Origin of the sequence: Kribbella sp. NBC_01245, assembly GCF_036226525.1 — a bacterium.
Classification (GTDB): Bacteria; Actinomycetota; Actinomycetes; order Propionibacteriales; family Kribbellaceae; genus Kribbella.
In genome coordinates this window covers 4,516,309-4,539,067 of sequence record NZ_CP108487.1, presented here as the reverse complement: position 1 = coordinate 4,539,067, position 22,759 = coordinate 4,516,309, and the positions used below count along the sequence as shown (strand labels likewise).

Annotated in this window: 25 protein-coding genes, 1 tRNA gene and 1 pseudogene; 17 read left to right on the top strand and 10 right to left on the bottom strand. The window is 66.7% G+C overall.

All coding sequences use genetic code 11. The features are described from left to right. The first annotated feature begins 15 nt into the window (after positions 1-15). The 3 genes from OG394_RS20265 to OG394_RS20255 all read left to right on the top strand — a co-directional run bounded on the left by OG394_RS20265 (position 16) and on the right by OG394_RS20255 (position 984). Positions 16-639: a haloalkane dehalogenase gene (locus OG394_RS20265; protein ID WP_328988558.1), complete on the top strand. Its 624-nt coding sequence runs from the start codon at positions 16-18 to the stop codon at positions 637-639. After that, entirely contained in the window at positions 636-860 is a 225-nt protein-coding gene (locus tag OG394_RS20260) for a hypothetical protein (protein WP_328988557.1), read from the top strand. Before OG394_RS20265 ends, OG394_RS20260 begins: the two co-directional genes overlap by 4 nt. A gap of 51 nt (positions 861-911) precedes the next feature. Then, positions 912-984: transfer RNA gene (locus OG394_RS20255), tRNA-Thr, on the top strand. A 359-nt stretch (positions 985-1,343) separates the two neighbouring features. On the opposite strand, the gene OG394_RS20250 is transcribed toward OG394_RS20255, so the two are convergent. After that, the gene (locus OG394_RS20250; protein ID WP_328988556.1) at positions 1,344-1,931 is read right to left on the bottom strand and encodes a hypothetical protein; all 588 of its coding nucleotides are present in this window, start codon (positions 1,929-1,931) and stop codon (positions 1,344-1,346) included. A 180-nt stretch (positions 1,932-2,111) separates the two neighbouring features. Between OG394_RS20250 and OG394_RS20245 the strand changes: the two genes are divergently transcribed. After that, the gene (locus OG394_RS20245; RefSeq protein ID WP_328988555.1) at positions 2,112-3,272 is read left to right on the top strand and encodes a sensor histidine kinase; all 1,161 of its coding nucleotides are present in this window, start codon (positions 2,112-2,114) and stop codon (positions 3,270-3,272) included. After that, positions 3,269-3,907, top strand: coding sequence for a response regulator transcription factor (locus tag OG394_RS20240; RefSeq protein ID WP_328988554.1), 639 nt, complete (start codon positions 3,269-3,271; stop codon positions 3,905-3,907). Before OG394_RS20245 ends, OG394_RS20240 begins: the two co-directional genes overlap by 4 nt. 436 nt (positions 3,908-4,343) lie before the next feature. Here the strand turns inward: OG394_RS20240 and OG394_RS40105 are convergent. Then, a pseudogene (locus tag OG394_RS40105) lies at positions 4,344-4,433 on the bottom strand (hypothetical protein); the annotation flags it as partial. Between OG394_RS40105 and OG394_RS20230 the strand changes: the two are divergent. Both OG394_RS20230 and OG394_RS20225 read left to right on the top strand, forming a co-directional pair. Beyond that, entirely contained in the window at positions 4,393-4,626 is a 234-nt protein-coding gene (locus OG394_RS20230) for a hypothetical protein (RefSeq protein WP_328988553.1), read from the top strand. The pseudogene OG394_RS40105 and the gene OG394_RS20230 sit on opposite strands and share 41 nt — an antisense overlap. A 193-nt stretch (positions 4,627-4,819) precedes the next feature. Then, a complete protein-coding gene (locus OG394_RS20225; protein WP_328988552.1) occupies positions 4,820-5,176 on the top strand; it encodes a hypothetical protein in 357 nt (118 codons plus the stop codon). A 240-nt stretch (positions 5,177-5,416) separates the two neighbouring features. On the opposite strand, the gene OG394_RS20220 is transcribed toward OG394_RS20225, so the two are convergent. Then, positions 5,417-6,853 (bottom strand): alkaline phosphatase PhoX, encoded by a 1,437-nt coding sequence (locus OG394_RS20220; protein ID WP_328988551.1) that lies wholly within the window; start codon positions 6,851-6,853, stop codon positions 5,417-5,419. Between the two features lie 188 nt (positions 6,854-7,041). Further along, the gene (locus OG394_RS20215; protein ID WP_328988550.1) at positions 7,042-7,620 is read right to left on the bottom strand and encodes a dihydrofolate reductase family protein; all 579 of its coding nucleotides are present in this window, start codon (positions 7,618-7,620) and stop codon (positions 7,042-7,044) included. Between the two features lie 181 nt (positions 7,621-7,801). Between OG394_RS20215 and OG394_RS20210 the strand changes: the two genes are divergently transcribed. After that, on the top strand, positions 7,802-8,827 hold the full coding sequence (locus tag OG394_RS20210) for a hypothetical protein (RefSeq protein ID WP_328988549.1): 1,026 nt from the start codon (positions 7,802-7,804) through the stop codon (positions 8,825-8,827). Positions 8,828-8,842: 15 nt separating this feature from the next. Here OG394_RS20210 and dgoD read toward each other — a convergent pair whose 3' ends face one another. Together dgoD and OG394_RS20200 are read right to left on the bottom strand one after the other, a co-directional pair. After that, positions 8,843-9,988: a galactonate dehydratase gene (dgoD, locus tag OG394_RS20205; RefSeq protein ID WP_328988548.1), complete on the bottom strand. Its 1,146-nt coding sequence runs from the start codon at positions 9,986-9,988 to the stop codon at positions 8,843-8,845. Continuing rightward, on the bottom strand, positions 9,985-11,217 hold the full coding sequence (locus tag OG394_RS20200; protein ID WP_328988547.1) for an ROK family transcriptional regulator: 1,233 nt from the start codon (positions 11,215-11,217) through the stop codon (positions 9,985-9,987). Before OG394_RS20200 ends, dgoD begins: the two co-directional genes overlap by 4 nt. A 142-nt stretch (positions 11,218-11,359) precedes the next feature. On the opposite strand from OG394_RS20200, the gene OG394_RS20195 reads away from it, so the two are divergent. The 6 genes from OG394_RS20195 to OG394_RS20170 are packed head-to-tail and all read left to right on the top strand — an operon-like array spanning position 11,360 to position 17,728. Continuing rightward, positions 11,360-12,175, top strand: coding sequence for an NAD-dependent epimerase/dehydratase family protein (locus OG394_RS20195; protein WP_328988546.1), 816 nt, complete (start codon positions 11,360-11,362; stop codon positions 12,173-12,175). Further along, complete coding sequence (locus OG394_RS20190; RefSeq protein WP_328988545.1) at positions 12,172-13,527, top strand: ABC transporter substrate-binding protein; 1,356 nt, start codon at positions 12,172-12,174, stop codon at positions 13,525-13,527. Before OG394_RS20195 ends, OG394_RS20190 begins: the two co-directional genes overlap by 4 nt. Then, complete coding sequence (locus OG394_RS20185; RefSeq protein ID WP_328988544.1) at positions 13,524-14,513, top strand: carbohydrate ABC transporter permease; 990 nt, start codon at positions 13,524-13,526, stop codon at positions 14,511-14,513. Before OG394_RS20190 ends, OG394_RS20185 begins: the two co-directional genes overlap by 4 nt. Continuing rightward, positions 14,510-15,331, top strand: a complete 822-nt coding sequence (locus OG394_RS20180; protein WP_328988543.1) for a carbohydrate ABC transporter permease — start codon at positions 14,510-14,512, stop codon at positions 15,329-15,331. The genes OG394_RS20185 and OG394_RS20180 overlap by 4 nt, the downstream gene beginning before the upstream one ends. Positions 15,332-15,352: 21 nt before the next feature. Beyond that, positions 15,353-16,879, top strand: coding sequence for an alpha-N-arabinofuranosidase (locus OG394_RS20175; RefSeq protein WP_328988542.1), 1,527 nt, complete (start codon positions 15,353-15,355; stop codon positions 16,877-16,879). 48 nt (positions 16,880-16,927) lie between these two features. Beyond that, positions 16,928-17,728 (top strand): nucleotidyltransferase domain-containing protein, encoded by an 801-nt coding sequence (locus OG394_RS20170; RefSeq protein ID WP_328988541.1) that lies wholly within the window; start codon positions 16,928-16,930, stop codon positions 17,726-17,728. A 121-nt stretch (positions 17,729-17,849) separates the two neighbouring features. On the opposite strand, the gene smpB is transcribed toward OG394_RS20170, so the two are convergent. From smpB to OG394_RS20155, 3 genes are read right to left on the bottom strand one after another with little or no spacing between them, the layout of a single operon-like run. Further along, positions 17,850-18,329, bottom strand: coding sequence for an SsrA-binding protein SmpB (gene smpB, locus OG394_RS20165; RefSeq protein ID WP_328988540.1), 480 nt, complete (start codon positions 18,327-18,329; stop codon positions 17,850-17,852). A gap of 36 nt (positions 18,330-18,365) precedes the next feature. Beyond that, the gene (locus tag OG394_RS20160; protein ID WP_328988539.1) at positions 18,366-18,605 is read right to left on the bottom strand and encodes a response regulator transcription factor; all 240 of its coding nucleotides are present in this window, start codon (positions 18,603-18,605) and stop codon (positions 18,366-18,368) included. Then, positions 18,602-19,468, bottom strand: a complete 867-nt coding sequence (locus OG394_RS20155; protein WP_328988538.1) for a LysR family transcriptional regulator — start codon at positions 19,466-19,468, stop codon at positions 18,602-18,604. Before OG394_RS20155 ends, OG394_RS20160 begins: the two co-directional genes overlap by 4 nt. 108 nt (positions 19,469-19,576) lie before the next feature. Between OG394_RS20155 and OG394_RS20150 the strand changes: the two genes are divergently transcribed. Together OG394_RS20150 and OG394_RS20145 are read left to right on the top strand one after the other, a co-directional pair. After that, a complete protein-coding gene (locus OG394_RS20150) occupies positions 19,577-20,185 on the top strand; it encodes a dihydrofolate reductase family protein (protein ID WP_328988537.1) in 609 nt (202 codons plus the stop codon). 25 nt (positions 20,186-20,210) lie between these two features. Then, entirely contained in the window at positions 20,211-20,783 is a 573-nt protein-coding gene (locus tag OG394_RS20145; RefSeq protein WP_328988536.1) for a hypothetical protein, read from the top strand. Here OG394_RS20145 and OG394_RS20140 read toward each other — a convergent pair. Next, positions 20,780-21,583, bottom strand: a complete 804-nt coding sequence (locus OG394_RS20140) for an LLM class flavin-dependent oxidoreductase (protein WP_328988535.1) — start codon at positions 21,581-21,583, stop codon at positions 20,780-20,782. The two genes, OG394_RS20145 and OG394_RS20140, sit on opposite strands and share 4 nt — an antisense overlap. Before the next feature lie 147 nt (positions 21,584-21,730). Between OG394_RS20140 and OG394_RS20135 the strand changes: the two genes are divergently transcribed. Further along, positions 21,731-22,759 (top strand): M14 family zinc carboxypeptidase, encoded by a 1,029-nt coding sequence (locus tag OG394_RS20135; protein WP_328988534.1) that lies wholly within the window; start codon positions 21,731-21,733, stop codon positions 22,757-22,759.

The following is a 22,759-nucleotide window of genomic DNA, read 5'->3' as shown; positions in this document are numbered from 1 at the left end:
GCGAGCGTTGACGGTATGGCTCGCCGGATTGAGGTCGAGGACAGCTGGCTGCAGTACGTCGAGGTGGGTGCGGGTGATCCCGTGTTGTTCCTGCACGGCAACCCGACCTCGTCGTACCTCTGGCGCAACGTCGTTGGCGAGGTCGCGGAGGCCGGATGGCGATGTATCGCCCTGGACCTCATTGGGATGGGCGGATCGGGTAAGCCGGAGCTGGAATACCGACTAGTCGATCACATCCGGTACGTCGAGGCGTTCATCGAAGCTCTCCAGCTGTCCGATCTCACGCTGGTCGGTCACGACTGGTGCGCGGTCATTGCGCTGGACCAGCTGCGGCGCCATCCGGACGTTGTGGTGCGCGCCGCCTTTATGGAAGGGCACATCCACCCGATCGCGCGATGGTCGGACCTGGATGACGCCAGTCGGCAGTTGTTCCAGCAGTTGCGAACTCCGGGCGTTGGGGAGCGGCTCATCATCGAGGAGAACTTCTTCATCGAGGCCGTCTTGCCGGCCGGGGTACAGCGGCAGCTGACTCCGGCTGAAATGGACGCCTATCGCGCGCCTTCCGGGACGCGGCCAGTCGCCATCCGGTCTGGCGGTGGCCGCAAGAGATCCCGATCGAGGGTTCGCCGGCTGATGTGACCGCGTTGATCGTGGCGAACCAGACGGTCATCGCTGACGCCGGCAGGCCCAAACTGCTGTTGCACGCGAACCCTGGTGCCGTGATCGGGCCAGCCGAAGTCGCATGGTGCCGCGAAAAAGGCGCCGCGTTGACCATCATCGACCTGGGCCCCGGCACCCACTTCCTCCCCGAAGACCAGCCCGCCGCCATCGCCGCCGCACTCACCCAGTGGCTCAGCTAGCCGAACCACTGGGCCGAGACGACCGCCCATCGCTTACCATGTTCGGGCAACGCCGACGTGGCGCAATTGGCAGCGCACCGCTCTTGTAAAGCGGTGGTTAGGGGTTCGAGTCCCCTCGTCGGCTCTCTGAACTGGGCTTATGCCCTGAACGCCATGAACGAAAAGGGCGAAACTCACGTGTTGCACACGTGAATGGCCCTTCGGAGCTCTAGGGCTTGCCGTCAGTGGGTAGGACCTTCCGGCTCTTGCCGCTGGTTCTCATGGAGTGGCCGAAGGGCCTCGTCCAGAGCCTTGGCCGCTGCGGGGTTGCGCGCCTTCCGACCGATGTAGTCGTCTTGGGCAGTGCTCGTCTTGGAGTGCCCCGAGCTGATCCGCGACCTGACGGGCGGAGTGACCGGCGTCGTCGAGAATCGTGGCAGAACCTGGGCAAGCACAACAAGTCCTGGACCGCCGAGGACGTTCCGACCCACGGCTCACGCCTGATCACGTTGTCCTGACCGTCGCCGTGGCAGCGGTGCGGAGTACTAGTACGCCGATGCAGAACCACGTTGCGCACATGACCACCAAGGCGATGTCGTGCCACGGGTCGACCGGGATCGCGATTGCTGCGAATGCCGCGATCCCGGCTAGTGCCAGCAACTGCCACACTCCTGGTGCCGGCGAGTGTCGACGCAGTGTCAGTCCCCAGATCAGCTGGCCGATCGACAGCGACAGCATGCCCAAAGCGAAGAGCAGGAACGACAACTCCAGCGGTCCCCCGAGGATGACTCCAGTGACCAGGACGACCACGCCGAACGCCGTGAGGAGCCCGGCTCCGACCATCGACAGGAAAGCCCCGCTGCGGGTCGGCATCGTACGGCGCGCTGATTCTCGGCGCAGGCCGCGCACGGCAAGGGTCAGCAGCCCGAACCCGAGCGTGCTCATGGTCAGCAGCAGCACGAACGCCGGGGTGTTGGTGACGGTTCCGTCGTCGCGCTGAGCGTTCAGCAGCCACTCACCTTGGGTGCCCGCCACCATCAAGACACCGGCTGCGGCCGCTGCCCGGCCGGTGGAAACAACAGTCGGCAACATGATGAATCTCCTTTCCGCTTCCGGCGTCGGTCGCCGGTCCTCCGACACTAGGAAAGGCGGGCACCAGCGGTCGTCGGCCGCGATGGGGTTTCGCGGGTCACCCGTATGGCGGATGGCAAGCCTGGGCGACTCCACCTCACTGTGGATGTACAGCGGCGGCGAAGTCGCTACCGTCGAGACATGCCACGCGTCCGTGTGCTAGCACTCGCCGACCTCGGGGTCGTGCTCGTACTGGCGCTGTCCGCGCTCGGCCAGGTATGGACTTCCCCGGTTGCCGAGCTGGGAGGTGGCCGAGGGGTGCACAGCCTCCTGGTGGCGGGGTTCACTCTGCCGCTGATGGTCAGGCGCCGGTTCGCGGTCGCCGTGTTCGCGATCGTGATCGCCGCCGCGTGGCTTCAGCTCCAGCTGGGCGGTGGCCTGGGGCAACCGTTCTTCGCGGTGATCCTCGCCCTCTACTCGGTGGGCGCCCATGCCTCCTTGCCAGCGACGCTGGTCGGACCGGGAGCCGTTGTCCTGATGGCGGTGTTCGTCGACGGTCCGCGTCTGCGTGACGGGGAGCCTTGGGACCAGGTGGTGCCGGCCTGGTTCATTCTCTTCGCTGTCTGGGCATTCGGTCGCTGGATGCGCCGTCGGGCGGTGGAATCCGCCGCGCTCAACGCACGGGCGGAGGCTGCCGAGCGCGACAAGGAGGAGCAGGCCGCGCGTGCTGTGGCCGACGAACGGGCCCGGATCGCCCGCGAGCTGCATGATCTCGTTGCCCACAGCATGGGGGTGATCGTGATCCAGGCCCAGGGCGCCCAGCGAGCGATCGACACCGCACCCGAACAGGCTCGCGCCGCGCTGGCTTCGATCGAGACCGCGGGCCGTACGGGGCTTGCCGAGATGCGGCGGCTGCTCGAACTGCTCAGCCCGGAGCCTGGGGACGCAGACACGACTCCGCAACCGACGCTTGAGCAGCTACCTGACCTAATAGCCCGAGTACGAGAGGCAGGCCTGACCGTCGACCTGAGAATCGACGGAGTAGTCCGTGCTCTGCCCGCAGGCGTGGAGTTGACCGGCTATCGAGTGGTGCAGGAGGCGATGACCAACGTCTTGAAGCACGCCGAGGCGGCTCCGGTCGAGGTCCGGCTCCGCTACGAGCCGGAGTGCCTCGACATCGAAGTACGGGACGCCGGCCGCGCAGACGGGGTCAGCGGCGACGGCGCGGAGAGCGGCGGTCGCGGGTTGATCGGGATGCAGGAGCGAGTATCCCTGTACGGCGGGACGGTCCGTGCAGCTCGCCGCCCCGAAGGCGGATTCGTCGTGCACGCGCGGATCCCGGTCGACGGGCGACAACGATGATCCGCGTACTTCTCGTCGACGACGAGGAACTAGTCCGCACCGGACTGCGGATGATCCTCGACGCCGAGCCCGGCATCACCGTGGCCGGCGACGCCGCCGACGGCGAAGCCGCGCTCGCTCGCCTCGATCAACTCCACCCGGACGTAGTACTGATGGACATCCGGATGCCGCGGATGGACGGCCTCGAGGCGACCCGGCGCATCTGCACCGAACACCCCAGTGCGAAAGTTGTCGTCCTGACCACTTTCGACCTCGACGAACACGTCTACGCGGCCCTGGCCGCCGGCGCCAGCGGCTTCCTGCTCAAGGACGCCCCAGCAAGCCAGCTGGTCCACGCCATCCGGGTCGTCGCCAACGGAGACGCTCTCCTCGCGCCGAGCGTGACACGCCGGCTCATCGCGCGGTTCACCGACCAGTCACCCACCCGGCCGAAACTCCCACCTGACCTGACACCCCGCGAGACCGAGGTGCTTGCACTGCTCGCCGAGGGCCTCTCGAACACAGAAATCGCCGAGCGTCTGGTCGTCGGCGACGCCACCATCAAGACCCACGTCGGCCGCGTACTCATGAAACTGGGCGTCCGGGACCGCGTACAAGCAGTCGTGCTCGCCTACCGCTCCGGCCTGGTCAGCTGATCGGCTTCTCCTGAGCTGGAGCAGCCGGACCGGCGCGCTCGTTTCGGTGATCAACATTGCCCGCCTCGTCTCCGCACCTGCCGCCACCGCGTGCGTGCCCGGGCCCTGCTGACAGTGCATGGCGGGAATGGGCCGGCGGGTCAGGGGTGGGTGGCCTGGGTGAAGAGGGTGGCGAGGGTCTTGATGCGGGTACCGGGCCTGATAGCAGTACGCCGACGTGGAGATCGCCCGCGAGGTGTACACGCTGAGGTCGGGGTCCGGCGGAGTGCGCGGGGTGAACCGCGGGCCGGTGGGCGTGCGTGGATCGAGGCGGTCCACCCGGTACGTGCGCCAGTCTTCGCGGTCGACGTCCAAGCCGATGAGGTACCAACGCCGCCCGTGTGCACCAACCGGTGGGCTCCGTCGTACGGACGCTGCTGGTCCCGTCGTGCGGGTAATAGTCGAAGCGCAGCCGGTGCGAATCGCGGCACGCGGCGGCGATCGCGGTGAGCGTGCTGGGATCGACGGTCGGTCCGGTGTTGGTCATCGGCACCGTCACCGATTGCAGCGGGTTGATCCGATGGCAGAGCCGCGACGGCAATGGGCATCGCGACCTGCGAAGCTCCTCAACCGAGTGGATCATCACGACCGGCATCGCCGACGAACTCGCCGGTACCGTTCACGCCGGCCAACGAATCGTGCTCCGCTCGATGCACTCGCCTACTTCACGGCAGCGCTAGAGCGTCGGGGCGAAACCGGTGTCCTCTAGCCTCCTGAGTTGAGCTGCCCACCTCGGCGACGTGGAATCGCTACACCGACTAGTACGCGATGGTCAGGCATCGTGATCGTTGGTTATGCAGGAAGCTGCAAAACATGGGACGGTCGGCGCATCGGATACCTAGGCTCGGCGCAATCGAAGCCTAGGAGCGTTCTATGCGAGTCCGTCAAGCCCTTGCTGGAATCGGCGTCACCGCCGTCATGTTGGTCGGTACCACTCTTCCTGCGATGGCCGTTACGTACCTGGAGGTTCCCGGCGCCGCCGCGAAGTTCGAGGGCTACTTCGACCGCATCACGCTCTTCGACATCGCCTGTGATGACGACTCGGTGTACACCGAGTGGAAGACCGAGGGCGGCGACACGATCAAGGTAGCGAACACATCGGGTTGCGGTACTAGCAGGTGGGTTGATATCCCGATGGCCAACAACACGAAGATCTGGTTTCGGGTCTGCGTGGACAAGTCCTGGCCAACCTACGACAAGTGCTCTACCTGGGACTGGGACATCGTCTAACGCAGAGATCCGGGTCTGGGCGGCCATCTGACGGTTCGACCCGCAACGTCACCGCCAGCGCCGATGGACCGTCGTACCTGGCAGTCCATCGGCGCCCTGGCTTGCAGATCAAGAAACGACCGGATCAGTAGCTCTGACGGCAACTACGTAAGTGAGCGAACGAATTCGCGGACGTCGCCGAGCAGCAGGTCGGATGCCTCCATCGCCGCGAAGTGGCCGCCACGCTGGTGGCGTGGGAGGTTAGGCGAGGTAGGTGTGCCAGGGGCCGGTGATGGCGAGGGTTAGGCCGGGGTCTTGGATGTTGACGAAGAGGATGCGGCCGTCGGCGGAGAAGGCGGGGCCGCAGAACTCGGAGTCGTTGAGCATGTTGCGGGCGATCGCGTAGGTCGGGCCGCCCGGGGTTGAGCTCAGGATGTGGCTGCTGGCGTTGCCGTCTTCGGCGAGTACGAGGGAGCCCCACGGCGTGACGGTGACGTTGTCCGGGCCGTCGAAGTTGTAGTCGAAGTACTTCGCGGCGTCGCCTTTGTCGGCGGCGGCGTTCTCGGGGAAGTACGTGACCAGCTGGATGGTCTTGGCCTTGTAGCTGTAGAACCAGACCATGCCGTCGTGGGGTACGGCGTCGGTCGGAAGGTCCGAGGTGCCAGACTTGGCGTACGAGTTGACGACGTACACCCCTTCGTCCGTACCGAACACGCCCTCGAACTTCTTGCCGCGGGTGACCGTGCCGTCGGCAAGTTGCTTACGGCAAGAAACCGAGACCGCGTCCCGGTCGGGCACAGGCACCCACGCCACCCGGAACGGCCGGAGCAGCTGCGCCGACGTCAGGTACGCGACGTCCGGGATCGGCTTTCCGTCATCGCCGAGGATCGCCATCGCCTCGTACGTGCCGAAGTCGACGTTGGCGAGGTCCTTCCAGCTCTGCGCGCCGAGCCGGTAGCCGGCCGGCGCGGACCAGCGGTAGAACAGTCCGTTGGGGCCGGACGCGTCCTCGGACAGGTAGATGTGGGTGCGGCTCTTGTCCACCGCGAGCGCCTCGTGGGCATAGCGGCCGAGGGCCTTGAGCGGGACCGGGTGTGCGGTCTCGCCATCCGCCCAGACCTCGAACACGTAGCCGTGGTCCTTGAGCCGGGTGGTGCCGTTGGCCTTGCCCTCGGTCTCCTCACAGGTCAGCCAGGTGCCCCACGGCGTGTGGCCGCCGGCGCAGTTCGTCAGGGTGCCGGAGATACCGACCCACTCGCCGCGGTTGCGGCCGTCGCGGTCGACGGAGATGACGGTGCAGCCGCCCGCCGCGCCGACGCCCGGGTCATACACGGTGCCCTCGATCTGCGGTACGCCGAGCGCGTTGTTGCCGCCGATCTCGTGGTTCTGGATCAGCAGGTAGTTCCGGCCGTCGTTGAAGACCGCGTTGCCGTCGTGCGACCCCGGAGTCGGCTGGCCGGTCTTCAGTTTGGTCTCGCCGGCGCTGGTGACCACCGTGTACTTGAAGCCCGGCGGCAGAGCCAGCAGGCCCTTCGGGTCGTCCACCAGCGGCGGGAACGGGCGGTTCACCGGGTACGGCGTGTGCTGCGGGGCTGGGGTGGCTTGGGCGAGCGTGGGGACGGTTCCGACGGCGGCGAAGCCGACGCCGGTGGCGCCGGCGGCGGCTCCGCGGAGTACGGAACGACGATCGAGAGACATGGCGGTGCTCCTTCAGGGATCAGTGGCCGATTCAGCGGTACTGCGCGAACGGACTCCCCAGCTGGCCACCGCGTTACCGCCCGACGATCCTGCACCCGGTTCACGGCGGTACGGCGAACAGAACTTGAACAACTCACTGGACGAGCCGACGGCACGCCAGACCGGCATGGCCGTGAGGTGTGCCGCGATCAGTGCAGGGTGGGGTGGTAGGTGAGTTCTTGGATGTGGCCGTCGAGGGTTCGGCTTTCGATTAGTTCGAGGTCGAAGTCGGCTGCGCCCTGGAAGATTGGGGCCGCACCGGTCTGACCGGTGATGACAGGGAAGATCGTTAGCTGGATGCGGTCGACCAGACCGGCGGCCATCAGCGCCCGGTTCAGCGACAGGCTGCCGTGTGAGCGCAAGGGCACGTTGGACTCCTCCTTGAGCCGGGCGACGATGTCGACGGCGTCGCCGCTGACGAGGGTCGCGTCCGGCCAGTCGAGGGGTCCTTCGAGCGTGTTCGACACCACCGTTGTCGGCAGGTTCATCATCCGGGTGTTCACCGGGTCATCGATCTCGTCCTGCTCGGTGCGTGAGCCCAGGATCGCCACGAAAAGCCGAAGGGTGTTGGCCCCGAGGACCATCCGCTGCTCCTGCTCGTACGAGGCGAGGCGGCGGTCGAGGAACTCGCGGCCGTGCTTGCCCCAATAGCCGCCCCAGTCGCCGCCGTCGTACGAGCCGAAGCCGTCGAGGCTGGAGAAGACGTCGAACGTATAGGTAGCGGTCATGATGCTCTCCTTGAGTACGGTGGGCGCCCCTCGCGGGCGGCCCCTCACTCCTGCTACGAACGCATCGGCCCCGATCCGACACCGCCTCGCCGACGCGCAACAACGCAACTATCGCCCGCTCTTGCGCATCTGACTGGATGTGGTCGACTTCGATCACATCGAGGCACCGCCGGGAGATCGCGTGAAGCGTCACCGCACTGCAGCCCAATCCGTCTTTGCTCTGACCAGCGCCGCAGTCCTTGCTCTGGCCGGCGCCGTCGTACTCGCGGTACCGGCAGCCGCGGTCGAAGACAACTGCCTGCACTATCAGCCCGAGGCCGGGTGGCACACCTATGAACAGCCGCCCATCTCGACCGTTCCAGTGCAGCAACGGATCACCCTTCCGGTCGGGCTCTTCGACGGGGGCCCTTGCACGGGCATGACCGCGGTGGTTCAGAAGTCGGATGGCAGCCAACGGACCGTGGTGGCGTTCGCTGACCCGGTCGTGACCCCCAACGAACCACCCGGCGAGCACGCCTTCGGCTACCTGACCATCCCGGTCGCGAACGGCGTCGGCGACTGGGTGATCGCGACGATCAGCCATGGAGCCAACACCCGCGTCACAAACGTCACCTTCCGCATCAACCGGGCGAGTACGCTCACGATCGATCCGACGGCCACGACGACCGGCCTGACCAAGACCGTTGTCACGGGCGCTGTCCGGCGCTACACCTCAACCGGCGCGCACGTAGTCAGCCCGGGTCGCGTTGTGCGGATCCTGCATTACCCCACCGGCCAACTGCTCGCGACCGCCATCACCGGCGCGGACGGCCGCTATCGGGTAGAGATCCGATTCACCCGTACGACGACGATGCGAGCCAGCGTGCAACAGACCGGGTTCTACGGCTCGGCCTACACCGGTTACACCCAAACGGCACACAAGCGGATGGTGCTCAGCACCCTGTCGGCATCCCCTAACGCGACCGTCGGTACGTATTGGAAGGTTGCCGGATCCGCGTTCCCCGGTCAGATCTGGACCACCCTCGAGTACCTCGACGGCACGACGTGGGTCAACACGCAGTCCTTCGGGTACGGCGCCGCGAACGGCACTTTCGCTCGCTACTGGAAGTCCAACCGCGCAGGCACTTTCAAGCTCCGGCTGACACTCAGCGCGACCGGCCTCGACAACCCCCGCCTCACCAAGGACATGACCGTCACCGCCCGCTGACCGGACAAGCCACCGTTACCACTCGGCGAAGGAGTTGTCGGGGTGGCGTTGGAGGGGGGAGCGCCAGGTGTGGCCTTTGGTGGCGGCGGTTCGGACGGCGTCTTCGTTGATGTCGATGCCGAGGCCTGGTCCGGCTAGGCGGTCGATGTGGCCGTCTACGAAGGCGAAGACCTGGGGGTCGGTGACGTAGTCGAGAAGCGCGCTGCCGCCGCCGTACTCGATGCCGAGGCTCTGCTCCTGGATGAGGAAGTTCGGCGTCGCCAGGTCGATCTGGAGGCTGGCCGCCAAGGCGATCGGGCCGAGTGGGCAGTGCGGCGCGATCACCACGTCGTACGCCTCGGCCATCGCGGCGATGCGTCGTACCTCCGAGATGCCGCCCGCATGGGAGAGGTCCGGCTGGGCGACGGCGATGCCGGTGGAGAGCACATCGCGGAAGTCCCAGCGCGAGTAGAGCCGCTCGCCGGTCGCGATCGGGATGCTGGTCGCCTCGGTGATCCGGCGCAGGTCGCGGGCGAAATCCGGAAGCACCGGCTCCTCGACGAACAACGGCAGCAGGGGCTCGAGCAGTGGCAGGATCCGTCGGGTCGCGGCGCTACTGAAACGACCGTGGAAGTCCAGCGCGATGTCGATCTCGTCGCCGACCGCGGTGCGCAGAGTCTCCACGCGGTGCACCATCGCGCGCACCTGAGCGGCACTCGGCACCGGCGGCAACGTCTCGGCGATGTTGAGCTTGATCGCCGTGAAACCGCTGGCGATCTTGGCCAGCGCGTCATCGACGAGCTTGGCGGGATCGGCACCGCCCACCCAGGTGTACATCCGGACCCGATCGCGCACCGGTCCGCCGAGCAGTTCGTGAACGGGCGCCTCGTGATAGCGGCCCTTGATGTCCCAGAGCGCCTGGTCGATCCCGGCCAGAGCGCTCGACAGCACCGGGCCACCGCGATAGAAGCCGCCCTTGGCGAGCGTCTGCCAGTGGTCCTCGATCCGTAGCGGATCGGTGCCGACGAGGTACTCCATCAGCGCGGTGATCGCACCCTGGACCGCCTCGGCCCTGCCCTCGACGATCGGCTCGCCCCAGCCGCTGATTCCTTCGTCGGTGTCGATCCGCAGGAACTGCCAGCGTGGTGCCACGAGGAAGGTCTCGTAGCCGACGATCTTCATACGGCCTCACTCGATCGAGAGGTGGCACCGGCCAATAGTGCGCTGACGAGTTGGTCGGTCTGTCGCAGCACCAGAGCGGCGGCGCCCGATGCTCCCGCCCGGGCGCCCAGATCCAGCTCCGCGGCGACCACGTCGACATCGCGGGTGAGCGCCATCGCGGAGCGACGAAGGGTGGCGCGGATCGGCTCCAGCAGTACGTCGCCCGCGCGGGCGAGCTCGCCACCGATGATGATCCGCTCCGGGTTGAGCAGGTTGCAGATGTTGGCGAGCACCCGGCCGACGACCTCGCCCGCGTCGCGGAGCACGCGCAAGGTGTCGGCCTGCTCGCTCTTGGCGGCCTCCAGCACATCCTCGATGCCGGCTTCCTCGCCGAGCACCGGTCTGAGTGCGGCCAAGACCGCAGGGACGGACGCGTGCTGGATCAGGCAGCCGCGGTTTCCGCACGGGCAGGCGGGGCCCGAGGTGTCCGCGGAGATGTGGCCGACCTCGCCGCCACCGCCGCGGGCACCGCCGTGGTGAAGTTGTCCGTCGACGAGCAGTCCGGAGCCGATGCCGGTCGACAACCCGAGGTAGAGCACGTCGCGCGCACCGCGGCCCGCGCCCCAGGTGAACTCGGCGACCGCCTCCAGCCTGGTGTTGTTCTCGACCAGCACAGGCACGGCGAAGTGCTTGCCGAACTCGGCAGAGACGTTGACCCCGGCCCACGCCTGGCCGGGCAACGACGGCCCGACAACACCCGTCTGCCGGTCGATCGGACCCGGTACGCCGATCGCGATACCGAACAGTGCCTCGCGATTCTGCGCGGCGGAGGCGAGCAGCCCGTCGAGCAGGGTCAGCCCGGCGGTGAGTCGCTCTTGCCACGGAGTATCGCGGGCGATCGTCACTCCGTCGCTCGCCAGCGTCGTACCGGCGAGGTCGGTGACGTGGCCCCAGATGCGCTCGAGGGTGAAGTCGAGCCCTGCCGCGGCACCCGCCGCCGGGTTGGCCTGCAGGAAGCCACGCGCTCGTCCGTCCGCGCCACTGTCGGCGGCGGCATCGTCGGCCGACTCGATCACGACACCGCCGATGAGCAACTCGCCGACGATCGTCGACACGGTGGTGCGCGATACGCCGCAGATGCGCGCGAGCTCGGCGCGGTGCAGCGTGCGGTGCTCCATCAGGGCCGACAACAGGCGCTCGGAGTTGGTACGCCGAAGCGCTCTGAGGGAACCCGTGTCCTTCGCCGTCATGTCGATGAGTATCGAGCCAATGAGGGTCTTAGTCAACAAAATGGACATAGATCGTTCACACTCTTGACACAAACCCGAAGACGGCCGAACAATCTGCACCAAGTTCGGGCGTCGACCCCGGCCAGGCGACATGGAAGAAAACATGGACGCACTGCGAAACGACCGAGAGTCGCTGGTGGTGATCACCGGCGGACTAGGCCGCGTGGCCACCGTGCTGCGCCCCCACCTGCGGGCGCACCACCGGCTGCGACTCGTCGATCGGGCCGCGTCGGCCGAACCGGCACCGATCGAGCCAGGGATCGACGTCCACCAGGCCGACATCGGCGATCCGGATGCGGCGTACCGGGCGTTCGATGGAGCGGACGCGATCGTGCACTTGGCCGGGGACAGCAACCCCTGGCACGGCTGGGACGAGGTGTACGCCGCGAACGTGCCGCCGACCGAGACGGTGCTGGCAGCGGCCGCCGAGCGAGGCGTACCCAAGGTGGTGCTGGCCAGTTCGCTGCACGCCGTCGGCGAGTACAACCGTCCGGAGTACTGGCCGGTGAGCCCACAGCTGGAGCCCCGGCCTTGCTGTCCGTACGGCGTCACCAAGGTCGAGGTCGAGGCGCTCGGCCGGTCTCACGCGGAGCGCACCGGCGCTTCGGTCACCTGTCTGCGACTGGGCCTGACCGGCTGGCCGCTGACGGAACGGCGATACCTCGGGATGTGGCTGTCGAACGATGACGCGGGCCGGCTCTTCCTCGCGGCGCTTCGCACCCCGGAGCCGTACGGCGTGCACTTCGGCGTCTCGGCCAACACACGGAACAACTGGGACACAACGTCCGCCCAGGAAGCCCTCGGCTACCGGCCGCGGGACGACAGCGAGATCTTTGCCGGCTCGGCCGGGCCACCCTCCGGTCCGGTGTGCCGGATCTTCGACGACTCAGAGACTTCAGGATGTGAGGAAAGACCATGACAGGTTCGCAACGAGGACTCTCACGTCGCCGGTTCCTTGCCGCTTCGGCGGCGACGGCAGGCGGTGCACTGGTGGTGGGCTGTTCGCCGACCTCCTCGACGAAAACCCCGGCGGCCGGAACGTCTGCTGGTAAGACCACGCTCACCGTGATGTCCCAGGCGGGTGAGTTCGGTCCGAAGGAGGCGAAGGCGGCCAGCGCGGCGCTCGGCCACACCGTGAAGACCGTCGAGTACGACCTCACCAAGCTGACGGCGATGCTTGCCAGCGGCAACCCGCCGGACCTGGTCCGCGGCATGGGTGCGACCGACACGCCGTACCTCGCCGCCCGCGAGGTCGCCGAGAACCTCGATCCGTACTTCGCCAGCAGCACGCTGATCAAGGCGGACGACATCGACCCGGTTAACGACGTCTGGCGGTACGACGGCGAGAAGCAGGGCGCGGGTCCGCGGTATGGGATGGCGAAGGACTACTCGCAGGACGCCATGCTCTGGTACCACGGCGGACTGTTCGATGCCGCCAAGGTGGCCCACCCGAGCACGACGACTCCACTGCTGTACGACGACCTGCTCGAGGACGCCAAGCGGCTGACCAAACGGCAGGGCGCGAAGATCAGCGTCTACGGCATGAACGCGACCGGGCTCGGCATGTTCCTGACTCTTCTCAACCTGACGGCATCGGCGGGCGGCAAGCTGTTGTCCGACGACCTCGCGTCGGTCGATTTCAGCAGCCCGGAGGCGTTGCGCGCACTCACCTGGTATCTGGACTATGCGAAGGCCGGGATCGGGCCGACGGTGCTCAACCCGGACCCGAACGGCTGGGACGGGCCTACCTTCCAGGCCGGCCGGATGGCGATCACGACCAGCGGCTACTGGTTCGGCGGGTTGCTCTCGACCGACCCCAAGAACGCGAAGGTCGCGCGGCTCGCCCCGGCGCCGCAGTTCGGCACCGACCGGCGAATCAGCCCCTGCTTCGGTGCCACCGGATTGTGGATGCCGAAGGCCGGCAAGAACAAGGACGCCGCCTGGCAGTTGATGGAGTGGTTCCTCGCCGGAGAGCCGGCCAAGGCGCGCGCCAGTGGCGGCTGGGGCATTCCGCCGCTGAAGTCGTTGCAGAAGCTGATGCCACAGACGCAGCCGTACCAGAAAGAGGCGTACGCGGTGCAGGTGGCTGAGCAGAAGCACCTCTCGGTCATCTCGTTCACGCCGTACGTGCGGCTCCAGGCCCTAGATGCCAGCATCAACCGTGAGTTGCCTAAGGCAATCAAAGGAACCGTCTCGGCGGGACAGCTGGCGGATGCTCTCAACGGCGAGCTCAACAAGCAGCTCGCCGACGGGAAGAAGCGGTTGCGGTGAGTTCCGGGCAGCTGACGCAGGCACGGCCACCGGTCGCGCCGACGCCCACTACGGCCACCCGCACGGACAAGGGCAGGCCTAAGTCCGGTATGCGCCGGGCGCGGACGTTCTACCTATTCGTCGCCCCCTGGGTGATCGGGTTCGTCGCGTTGACCGTCTTTCCGCTGGCCTATGCGTTCTGGCTCAGCCTGACGGACTCCGACGGGCTCTCGCCGCGGACACATTTCGTGGGGCTGGAGAACTACGTCGAGATCTTCAAGGATCCGCTGACGCTCAGTTCGCTTGGACGGACAGGTGTTTTCGCACTCGTGACGGTGCCACTATCGATCATCGCCGGCTTGCTGCTGGCGGTGATCGTGAATCTGCCGATTCGTGCGCGTGGGTTGTTCCGGGCGCTGATCTACCTGCCCGCGGTGGTTCCGCCGGTGGGCGCGGCGCTGGCGTTCCGGCTGATCTTCGACCGGGACGCGGGCGCGGCGAACGGCGTACTGAGTGGTCTCGGCGCCGACCCGATCACGTGGCTGGTGGACCCTAATGTCCGTTATGTGCTTTATGCGCTGGTGTTGTGGGGTTGTGGTGGGGCGATGATCATCTCGCTCGCCGGGCTGCAGGACATCCCCCGGGAGCTGACCGAGGCGGCTCAGGTGGACGGCGCGAATGCCTGGCAGTCGTTCATTAGAATCACCGTCCCGCTGCTGTCGCCGGTGATCCTCTTCCAGGTCATCACCGGAGTGATCGGTTCCCTGCAGTCGTTCGCGCCGTTGTTGCTGTCCTCGGGATCGCTGAGCGGAGCCGGTGCGGTGCCAGAGGGCAACTACCTCTTCATGATCCACGTGTTCGCGCAGTACTTCAGCGCGTCCCGTTTCGGATACGCGTCGGCGATGCTGTGGCTGCTGTTCGCCGTCATCCTGCTGGTCACCCTGCTGATCATGAAGGTCAGCGCCCGAACGGTGTTCTACACCGTCGAGCCGGAGGGAAAGCGATGAGCCGCTCCTATCGCTATGCCGTGTACATCATCCTGGCCGCGGTCGTGCTGGTCCTGCTGAGTCCGATCGTCTGGCTGGCGATCACGTCACTGAAGTCACCCGCCGAGATGGCGTCGTTCCCGCCCACCTGGGTACCGGCCGAGCCGCGACCGGACAACTACGTCGAGGCAGTCCGGAGCGTCGACTTCCTCGGCGCCACCCGGAACTCCCTGACGATCGCGGCGATCAGCACCATCCTCACCACGCTGAGCTCGGCCTGGGTCGGGTTCGGGTTCGCCCGGCTCAACGCGCCCGGAAAGAAGCAGCTCTTCGGCGTACTGCTCGCGACCATGATGCTGCCGAGCATCGTCACGCTGGTGCCGATGTACCTGCTCTTCGCCAAGGTCCACATGGTCAACACGTTCTGGCCGTGGGTGCTCTGGGGTCTGGCCGGCAGCCCGTTCCTGATCTTCCTGTTCCGCCAGTTCTTCGCCGGCCTGCCGCGCGAGATGGAGGAGGCCGCGGTCATCGACGGATGCGGCTACGTTGGGATCTTCTGGCGCATCTTCCTGCCGCAGTCCTGGCCGGTGATCGCCGCCAGTGTGATCCTGTCGTTCACTGCGGCCTGGGGCGATTTCGTTGGACCCGCGCTGTTGCTCAGTCAGGACAGCACCACCCTCGCTGTGGCGATGGCGAGCGGGTACGTCAATGCGCAGGGGCTTCCGCTCAACAACCTGATCGCGGCCGGCGCGGTGATGTACGTCTTGCCCGTACTCGTTCTGTTCATGTTCATGCAGCGCCGGTTCGTCAGCGGCTTCTCCACCGCCGGACTGAAATAGCCCATCTTTTGAAAGGAACTCATGTCACCCTCATCTGCCCGGGCCGTGGTCAACCTCGACCTTCCGGGGGCGACTATCAGTCGGCACTTGTACGGCCACTTCGCTGAGCATCTGGGGCGCTGTATCTATGGCGGCTTCTGGGTCGGTGAAGATTCCGATATCCCCAACGAGGGCGGCATCAGGCTCGATGTGGTCGAGGCACTGCGAGCGCTGCGAATCCCCAACCTGCGCTGGCCGGGTGGCTGCTTCGCGGACGAGTATCACTGGCGGGACGGGATCGGCCCGCGCGACCAACGCCCTCGGATGGTCAACACCCATTGGGGAAACGTCGAAGAGGACAATAGCTTCGGCACGCATGAGTTCATGGCGCTCTGCGAGCTGCTGGGTGCCGATCCGTACGTCAATGGCAACGTTGGTTCCGGCACGGTCCGGGAGATGAGCGAATGGGTCGAGTACCTCACGCGCTCGGGCGATTCGCCGATGGTCGCCCTCCGGCGGGCGAACGGCCGCGAAGAGCCGTGGAAGGTGCCGTTCTGGGGGATCGGCAACGAGGCCTGGGGTTGCGGCGGGAACATGCGCGCGGAGGCGTACGCCGATCTCGCCCGCCAGTACGCCACCTTCTGCCGCGACCATGGCGACAACAAGCTGTACCGGATCGCTGCCGGGGCCAACGTCGACGACTACGACTGGACCGAGGCGCTGATGAAGTCCTTCGGCTGCGACGGGTGCGCCGGGTCCAAGGGCGGTCCATTCCAGGCGGTGTCGCTGCACTACTACACGATGACCGGAACTTGGGATGACAAAGGTCATGCCACCGAGTTCACCGACGACGACTACTACCTCACGATGGTCAACGCCCGGCGAATCGACGAGTTGCTCCGTCGGCATTCCACGGTGATGGACCGGTACGACCCCTGCGGCAAGATCGGCCTCGTTCTCGACGAATGGGGCACCTGGTGGAATGTCGAGGAGGGCACCAATCCTGGCTTCCTCTATCAGCAGAACTCGGTCCGCGACGCCCTCGTCGCGAGCCTGCATTTCGACGCCTTCCACGCAAGAGCCGACCGGCTGGTGATGGCCAACATCGCGCAGACCGTCAACGTGCTGCAAGCGATGATCCTCACCGATCCCGACAGCGGGGCGCTGGTCCTGACGCCGACGTACCACGTGTTCGAGATGAACGTCGGTCACCAGGACGCGGCTTCGCTGGCCGTCCACGTCGACGCACCCGCACGCGACGTCAACGGCGTGGACCTCCCGCTGTTGTCGGCCTCGGCTTCGACCAAGGACGACACGGCCCTGATCTCGTTGTCCCACCTCGACGCTTCATCGAGCCGAACCGTCGTTCTCGACCTACGCGGACGGGACTTCACCGACTACTCGGCGCGCGTCTTGACGGCATCCACATTGCAGGCGCACAACACACCCGACGATCCCGATTCGGTGGCGCCTCGGCCGCTCGACGGCATTCGCCTTCACGACCGTGGTCTCGAGCTGGACCTGCCACCCCACTCCTACACCACCGTTTCCCTTCAACTGCAGCCCTAGCGGGAAATCGGGGGCGGTGGTGTGAGGTCTTCGCTTACGGTGGCGGGCATGGGTGATGTGCGGGAGAGCGTGTACGGGGCGATGGCGGAGTTGCCGGAGCATCGGCGGGTGTTGGGGGCCGTGCTCGAGTTCTTTCGGCCGCGTGCGGTTGGCGCGTTTGTCAGTGGATCGGTCGCGCGGGGTGGGATGGACGGGGAGTCCGATCTCGATATCGGCATCGTGCTTCCCGACGCAGCCGTCCGCGACGCGGTTTGGGGCGAGCGGTGGGATTGGGCGATCGCGCCGTGGTTTCACCGGTTCGACGCCGACCATGTGAAGCCGTACTTCGTGATCTACCTCTACGAGCCGCGGATCAAGGCCGACATCTCGCTCTATACGCCGGACGAGCTGCCCGATGGCGAGGGCGGGCCGTACGGGGTCGCGTGGGACGACGACGGGCGCTTGGACGACTGGGCTCCGTCCGCCGTACCGGCTGAACGGGCTGTCGACTGGTCGCCGGCGGTGCACGAGGAGGAGCGGTTCTGGGCGTGGATCGTCTACTGCCTTCAGCACGTACGGCGCGGTGAGTACTACTCGATCGCAGCGGACTTCGACAGTTTGCGCGACATCGTCGAGCAGTGGCACGCGCGCCTCGCCGGCCATCACGCCTTCCCGGCACGCCGTACCGAGACGCTGTTCGACACCACCGAGCTGGCCCAGCTGTTCCCCACACCGGATCGCGCCGACCTCAAACGCGCGCTGCTCAAGCTGATCGACCTCCACGACCACCAGCGCGCACAGCTCAACCTTCCCTGGCGCACCACCGACATCGCCCGCGCGCAGATCCGCCACTGGGTAACCGAACTCTGACGCTTCGGGCGGGTAGGTCGTCGATGCTCGCCGGTTCCTGGTGCTCGACGCTGTTGAGGTGCCAACCGGACCGTGTGCTGGAGCCGCACGGCCTGATGGGCGCGATCGCATGCACCGCTGATCAGTCCGGGCGGCCCTTCCGCCGACGGCTGATCGCACGCTCGGTCTCCCGGGTCGCCTCGCGCTCGGCGAGCGCGTGCCGCTTGTCCCAGGTCTTCTTGCCGCGGGCCAGGGCGATCTCCACCTTCGCGCGACCGTCCTTGAAGTAGAGGGTCACCGGGACGATCGTCAGCCCGCTCTCGTTGACCTTGCGCTCGATCTTGTCGATCTGGGCACGATGTAGCAGCAGCTTCCGCTTGCGGCGTGAGCCGCCGTCAAACCAGCGGGACTGGGAGTACTGCGGGATGTGCACGCCGTGCAGCCAGATCTCCCGGTTCTCGACAACGGCGAAGCCGCCGACCAAGGACGCCCGCCCGGCACGGAGCGCCTTCACCTCCGCACCCTGCAGCACGATCCCCGCCTCCCAGGACTCGCCCAGCTGGTAGTCGTGGGCGGCCTTGCGGTTACGCGCGATTACGGGGTTGGCCTCGGGCTTCTTCACACGCCAATTCTGCCCCGACAACCCAACCTGCCACGGCTATTGCTGGTTGAGGTAGGTGAGGGCGGCGACAACTCGGCGGTGGCGGGTGTCGTCGGCGAGGAGGCCTAGCTTCTGGAAGATGTTTCGTACGTGTTTGTGCACTGCCGCCTCGGTCACGCGCAGGGCGGTGGCGATCTCACGGTTGCCGTCTCCGCGGGCGATCAGCTCGAGCACTTCCCGCTCGCGCTCGGTCAGCGCCTCCAAAGGGCTTTTGCGTCGCCGAAGAAGCGCCGTCACGAGCTCACCGAGTCGCGGAGGGCTTGGATTAGGGCGGTGGCGGCGGGTGGGTCTGGGGGTTCGCCGTAGGTGACGGCGTGGAGGCGGCGGGGGGAGCTGTCGATTCGGGTGGCGTGGATATCGGGGTGGCGGTGGGCTTGGAGGGCGAGTCCTGGCAGGGTCGTGACGCCTACGCCGGCGGCGACGAGGGCTTGTACGACGACCATGTCGTCGCTGTGTGAGGCGATGCGTGGGGTGAAGCCTTCTCGCCGGCACACGGTGGTCAGCTCGTCCAGGCACCTTTCGCAACCGCCGATCCAGCCGGATTGGCGATGGTTCGCGATGCTGTCGTCGGGGCGTTGGCTGATGAGGTAGATCGGGTCATCGCCGATGTGGACGAGGCGGAGGCCGTCGTCCTCGCCCGGGGCGTCGGCGTACCGGAAGACGACCGCGACGTCGATCTCGCTGCGTCGCAGCATTTGCAACGCCTCGACGGGATGGCGATCGAAGACGATCAGTTCGATTCCCGGGTACGCCTCGGTCAGCGAGATGGCCGCCTTGGTCACGATCGTGCTCAGTGCCGACGAGTTGGCGGCCACGCGGACCCGCCCGGATTGCAGGCCGACCTGTGCCGCGAGTTCGGTGGTCGCCGCGTCGAGTCGGCCCAGGATCTCGCTGGCCCGGCCTGCCAGCAGCTCCCCTTCGGGGGTCAGTCGGATCCCACGACCGATGCGCTGAACGACCTTGACGCCAACCGCCGCTTCCAGTCGAGCCAGGTGGTGACTCACCGACGGTTGGGAGTAGTGCAACTCCTTGGCAGCTTCGGTCACCGACCGGTGCCGCGCCACCGCGGCCAAGACCTTGAGGTGGACCAGGTTGAGCATGGATCAAGAATATCAATGTGTTCGCCAGAAGATCGGCATTAGACGTCATGAATCAGCTGACCCATGCTGGTGGGTAAAGGCAGCTCATCCGATCCGAGGAGGCACACCATGGGCAAGGTCATCGTCAACATCACCATCACGGCCGACGGGTATTCGGCTGGGGCCAACCAGACCGAGAAGCGCCCGTTCGGCGACGACGGCGGCGACGGCTGGGGAGACCGGCTGCACTCCTGGATGTTCGAGAACGCCGACGAGAACCGGGCCGAGATCGACCAGATGACGATTGCGAAGGCGTACGTCATGGGGCGGAACATGTTCGGCCCGGTGCGTGGCGAGTGGGATCGGCAGTGGAACGGCTGGTGGGGTGACAATCCGCCGTACCACACCCCGGTCTTCGTGCTCACCCATTACCCGCGCGACCCGCAGCCGATGGACGGCGATACGACGTACCACTTCGTCACCGACGGAATCGAGTCGGCGGTGGCCCAGGCGCGGGAGGCGGCCGGGGATGGCGACGTCACGATCCTTGGCGGCGCGACCACCATCAACCAGGGTCTCGCGGCCGGCCTGATCGACGAGCTGCGGCTGCACATCGTGCCGCTCACGCTCGGCGCCGGCACCCGGCTCTTCGACGGTGTCCCGCCGCTGAACCTCGAGCAGGTGGAGTCGAAGACTGCGAGCTCGGTCACGCACGTGACGTATCGCGTCCTGTCCTGAGCGGCACTTTCAGAGGAGACCGACTATGGAACCGCAGGACTTGCAGACCTTCATCGACGACGTGGCGCTCGTCGTCGGCAGCACCGACGACCAGTACGAAATCACGAAGCGCGTTGCGGAGCTCATGTCCGCCTTGCTGGACAGTGGCTACCGACTTCCGCCGGAGTTCGTACGGCCATCGCCGGACCGTCACCTGACGTACCCGCTCTACATCGCGCCGGACGACAGTTGGTCACTGGCATCCGTCGTCTGGAACGTAGGCCAACGGACGCCCGTGCACGGACACGAGACCTGGGGTGTGGTCGGAATCTACTCGGGAGCCGAACGGGAGATCCGGTACGTCAAGCCCGCTGCTTCCGCGGTGCCCAGACCCCTGACGCCGGCTGGTGAGCATGTGTGGGAACGCGGGCAGGTCACCGTGTGCTGTACGACCGACGACGACGTCCACTCCGTGGTGGCCGAAGGCGACGAGCCCACCATCGGGATCCACGTGTACGGCGGCAACATCGGCACCATCAACCGGCCGTCGTACGACCCGGCCACCGGAGCGACCCGGTGGTTCGTCTCCGGCTGGGACGACCCGGCAGTCGACGGCTAGTCGGGCGGTCCGGCGGACAGGACAGCGCGGATGTCGGCGACGCTCAGGTTGTCGGGACCGAACTCGGTCAGGCACCAGGTCGCACCAGCCTCGGCATACGGCCGTACGTCGGTGCCCGGAGGTAGTGCGACGACGAAGTCGAACCCCGTCCGCGTACCTCGTTCCGCCTCTACCGTGGCGACGCATTCGGCCAGCTGGTCCGGCGTCTCCAGGTTGACGGGGAAGAACCCGTCGTACCGTGCGGCTCTCCGCAATGGCTTGAGATTGCCCGGGAATCCGGCCACCCAGATGGGGATTCGCGGTCGCTGGACCGGACGCGGCAGGAAGCGGATCGAGTCGACGAGATAGTGCTTTCCGTGATGCTCGACGGTTTCACCTGACCAACCGGCGACCAGGATCTCGAGGCACTCGTCCAATCGCTGCCCGCGCACGCGATCGCTCACCTCGTCGCCGGTGCGGGAGAACTCGCCGCCGAACCGGTCGCTGCCCAGGCCCACGCCGAGGGTCAATCGCCCGCCGCTCAGCAGGTCCAACGTCGCCGTCTCTCGCAGGAGTTTCGTCGGCCGCCGACGCGCCAACGGTGTCACCATCGGCCCGATCCGCAAGCGTTGCGTCGCGGTCGCCATCGCCGTCAAGGTGATCCACGGATCGGCGACCGCCTCCACCGGTTCATGCCAACGGACGTGGTCCCAGACGAACATCCCGTCCCAGCCTGCCTCTTCCGCCTGGGCGGCCAACCTCGCCACCACCGCCGGATCCGCGAGGTCGTCGAAGAGCGGGAACCAGGGCGCCGTACGCATCATGCGACCCGAGCTGAGTTCGTTGTCATGCGTCGACGCTAATGCGCTGGGGGTTTAGAACTCCCGTGGTGTCGAGCTGTTGCCGGGGGTCGTCGGCGTTATTAGGTTGGGAGAACCGCTTCAGACGTCGTTTCGGAGGTGCCCGCCATGCGCCGATTGATGCTTGCGTTGCTGGTGATGAGCCTTGCAGTGGCTACCACCACGGTGACCGCGACCGCTGACCCACCAACCGTCCCGAATGGCCCATGGGTGCAGGATTCCCAGCAGGTCAGTCTGCAGCGCCTGCATTCGTACGACGAGATGGTCAAAGCGCTCCGGCAGATCGAGCAGCGTTCCAAGGGACGCGTCTCGCTGGAGACCGTCGGCCGCTCGAACGAAGGGCGGAACCTGTACCTGGCGAAGGTCGGCACCGGCCCGACCAAGGTCCTCTACATCACGCAGCAGCACGGCAACGAGCCCCTGGGCACCGAAGCCGCACTGCAACTCCTGCAGCGGCTGGCCAACGGTGGCGCCGCGTGGGACAGCATTCTCAGCAAGGTCACTCTGCTGGTCATCCCCAAGGTGAACCCGGACGGCTCCGAGCGGTTCCAGCGGCAGAACCACGATCCGGATTGCTCCGGCGCTTTCTGTACCCCAGGCGTCGGTTTCGACGTCAACCGCTGGCACGATCCGGCTGTTGCGCCCGAGGCGAACCCGGTACCGGAGGCTGCCGCGGTGCAGCGGGTCGCCATCCGGTACCAGCCGAAGATGGTCGTCGACTACCACCACCAGGGCTCCTATCGCAGCGCTGACGGGGACCTGATCACCGCGTCGATCTTCTGGCCGAACCACCCGGACGCATCGGCCGCGGCGATCGCGCTGTCGCGGCAGATGTGCCTGGTCATCTTCGACACGCTCATGCACTACGGATTCGCGGAGGTCAGCCAGTACCCGGGCACGCTGCCGCGTGGGATCGCGCGCAACTCCTACGGCATTCGCGGTGCCGGCAGTGTCCTGGTCGAGCTGCGTGGTGACATCGGGCAGAAGAGTTCCGGGATGCTCGTTCGGACGGCGTACGCGTCGATGGCGGCGCTGTTGGAGTCGATCGCCGAGGGCACCGTCTTCAGCCAGGATCCGGCTCGCGCGGACACCATCCCGCTGCGCGGCGAGTTCGTCGACAACCCACACGAGGAGTAG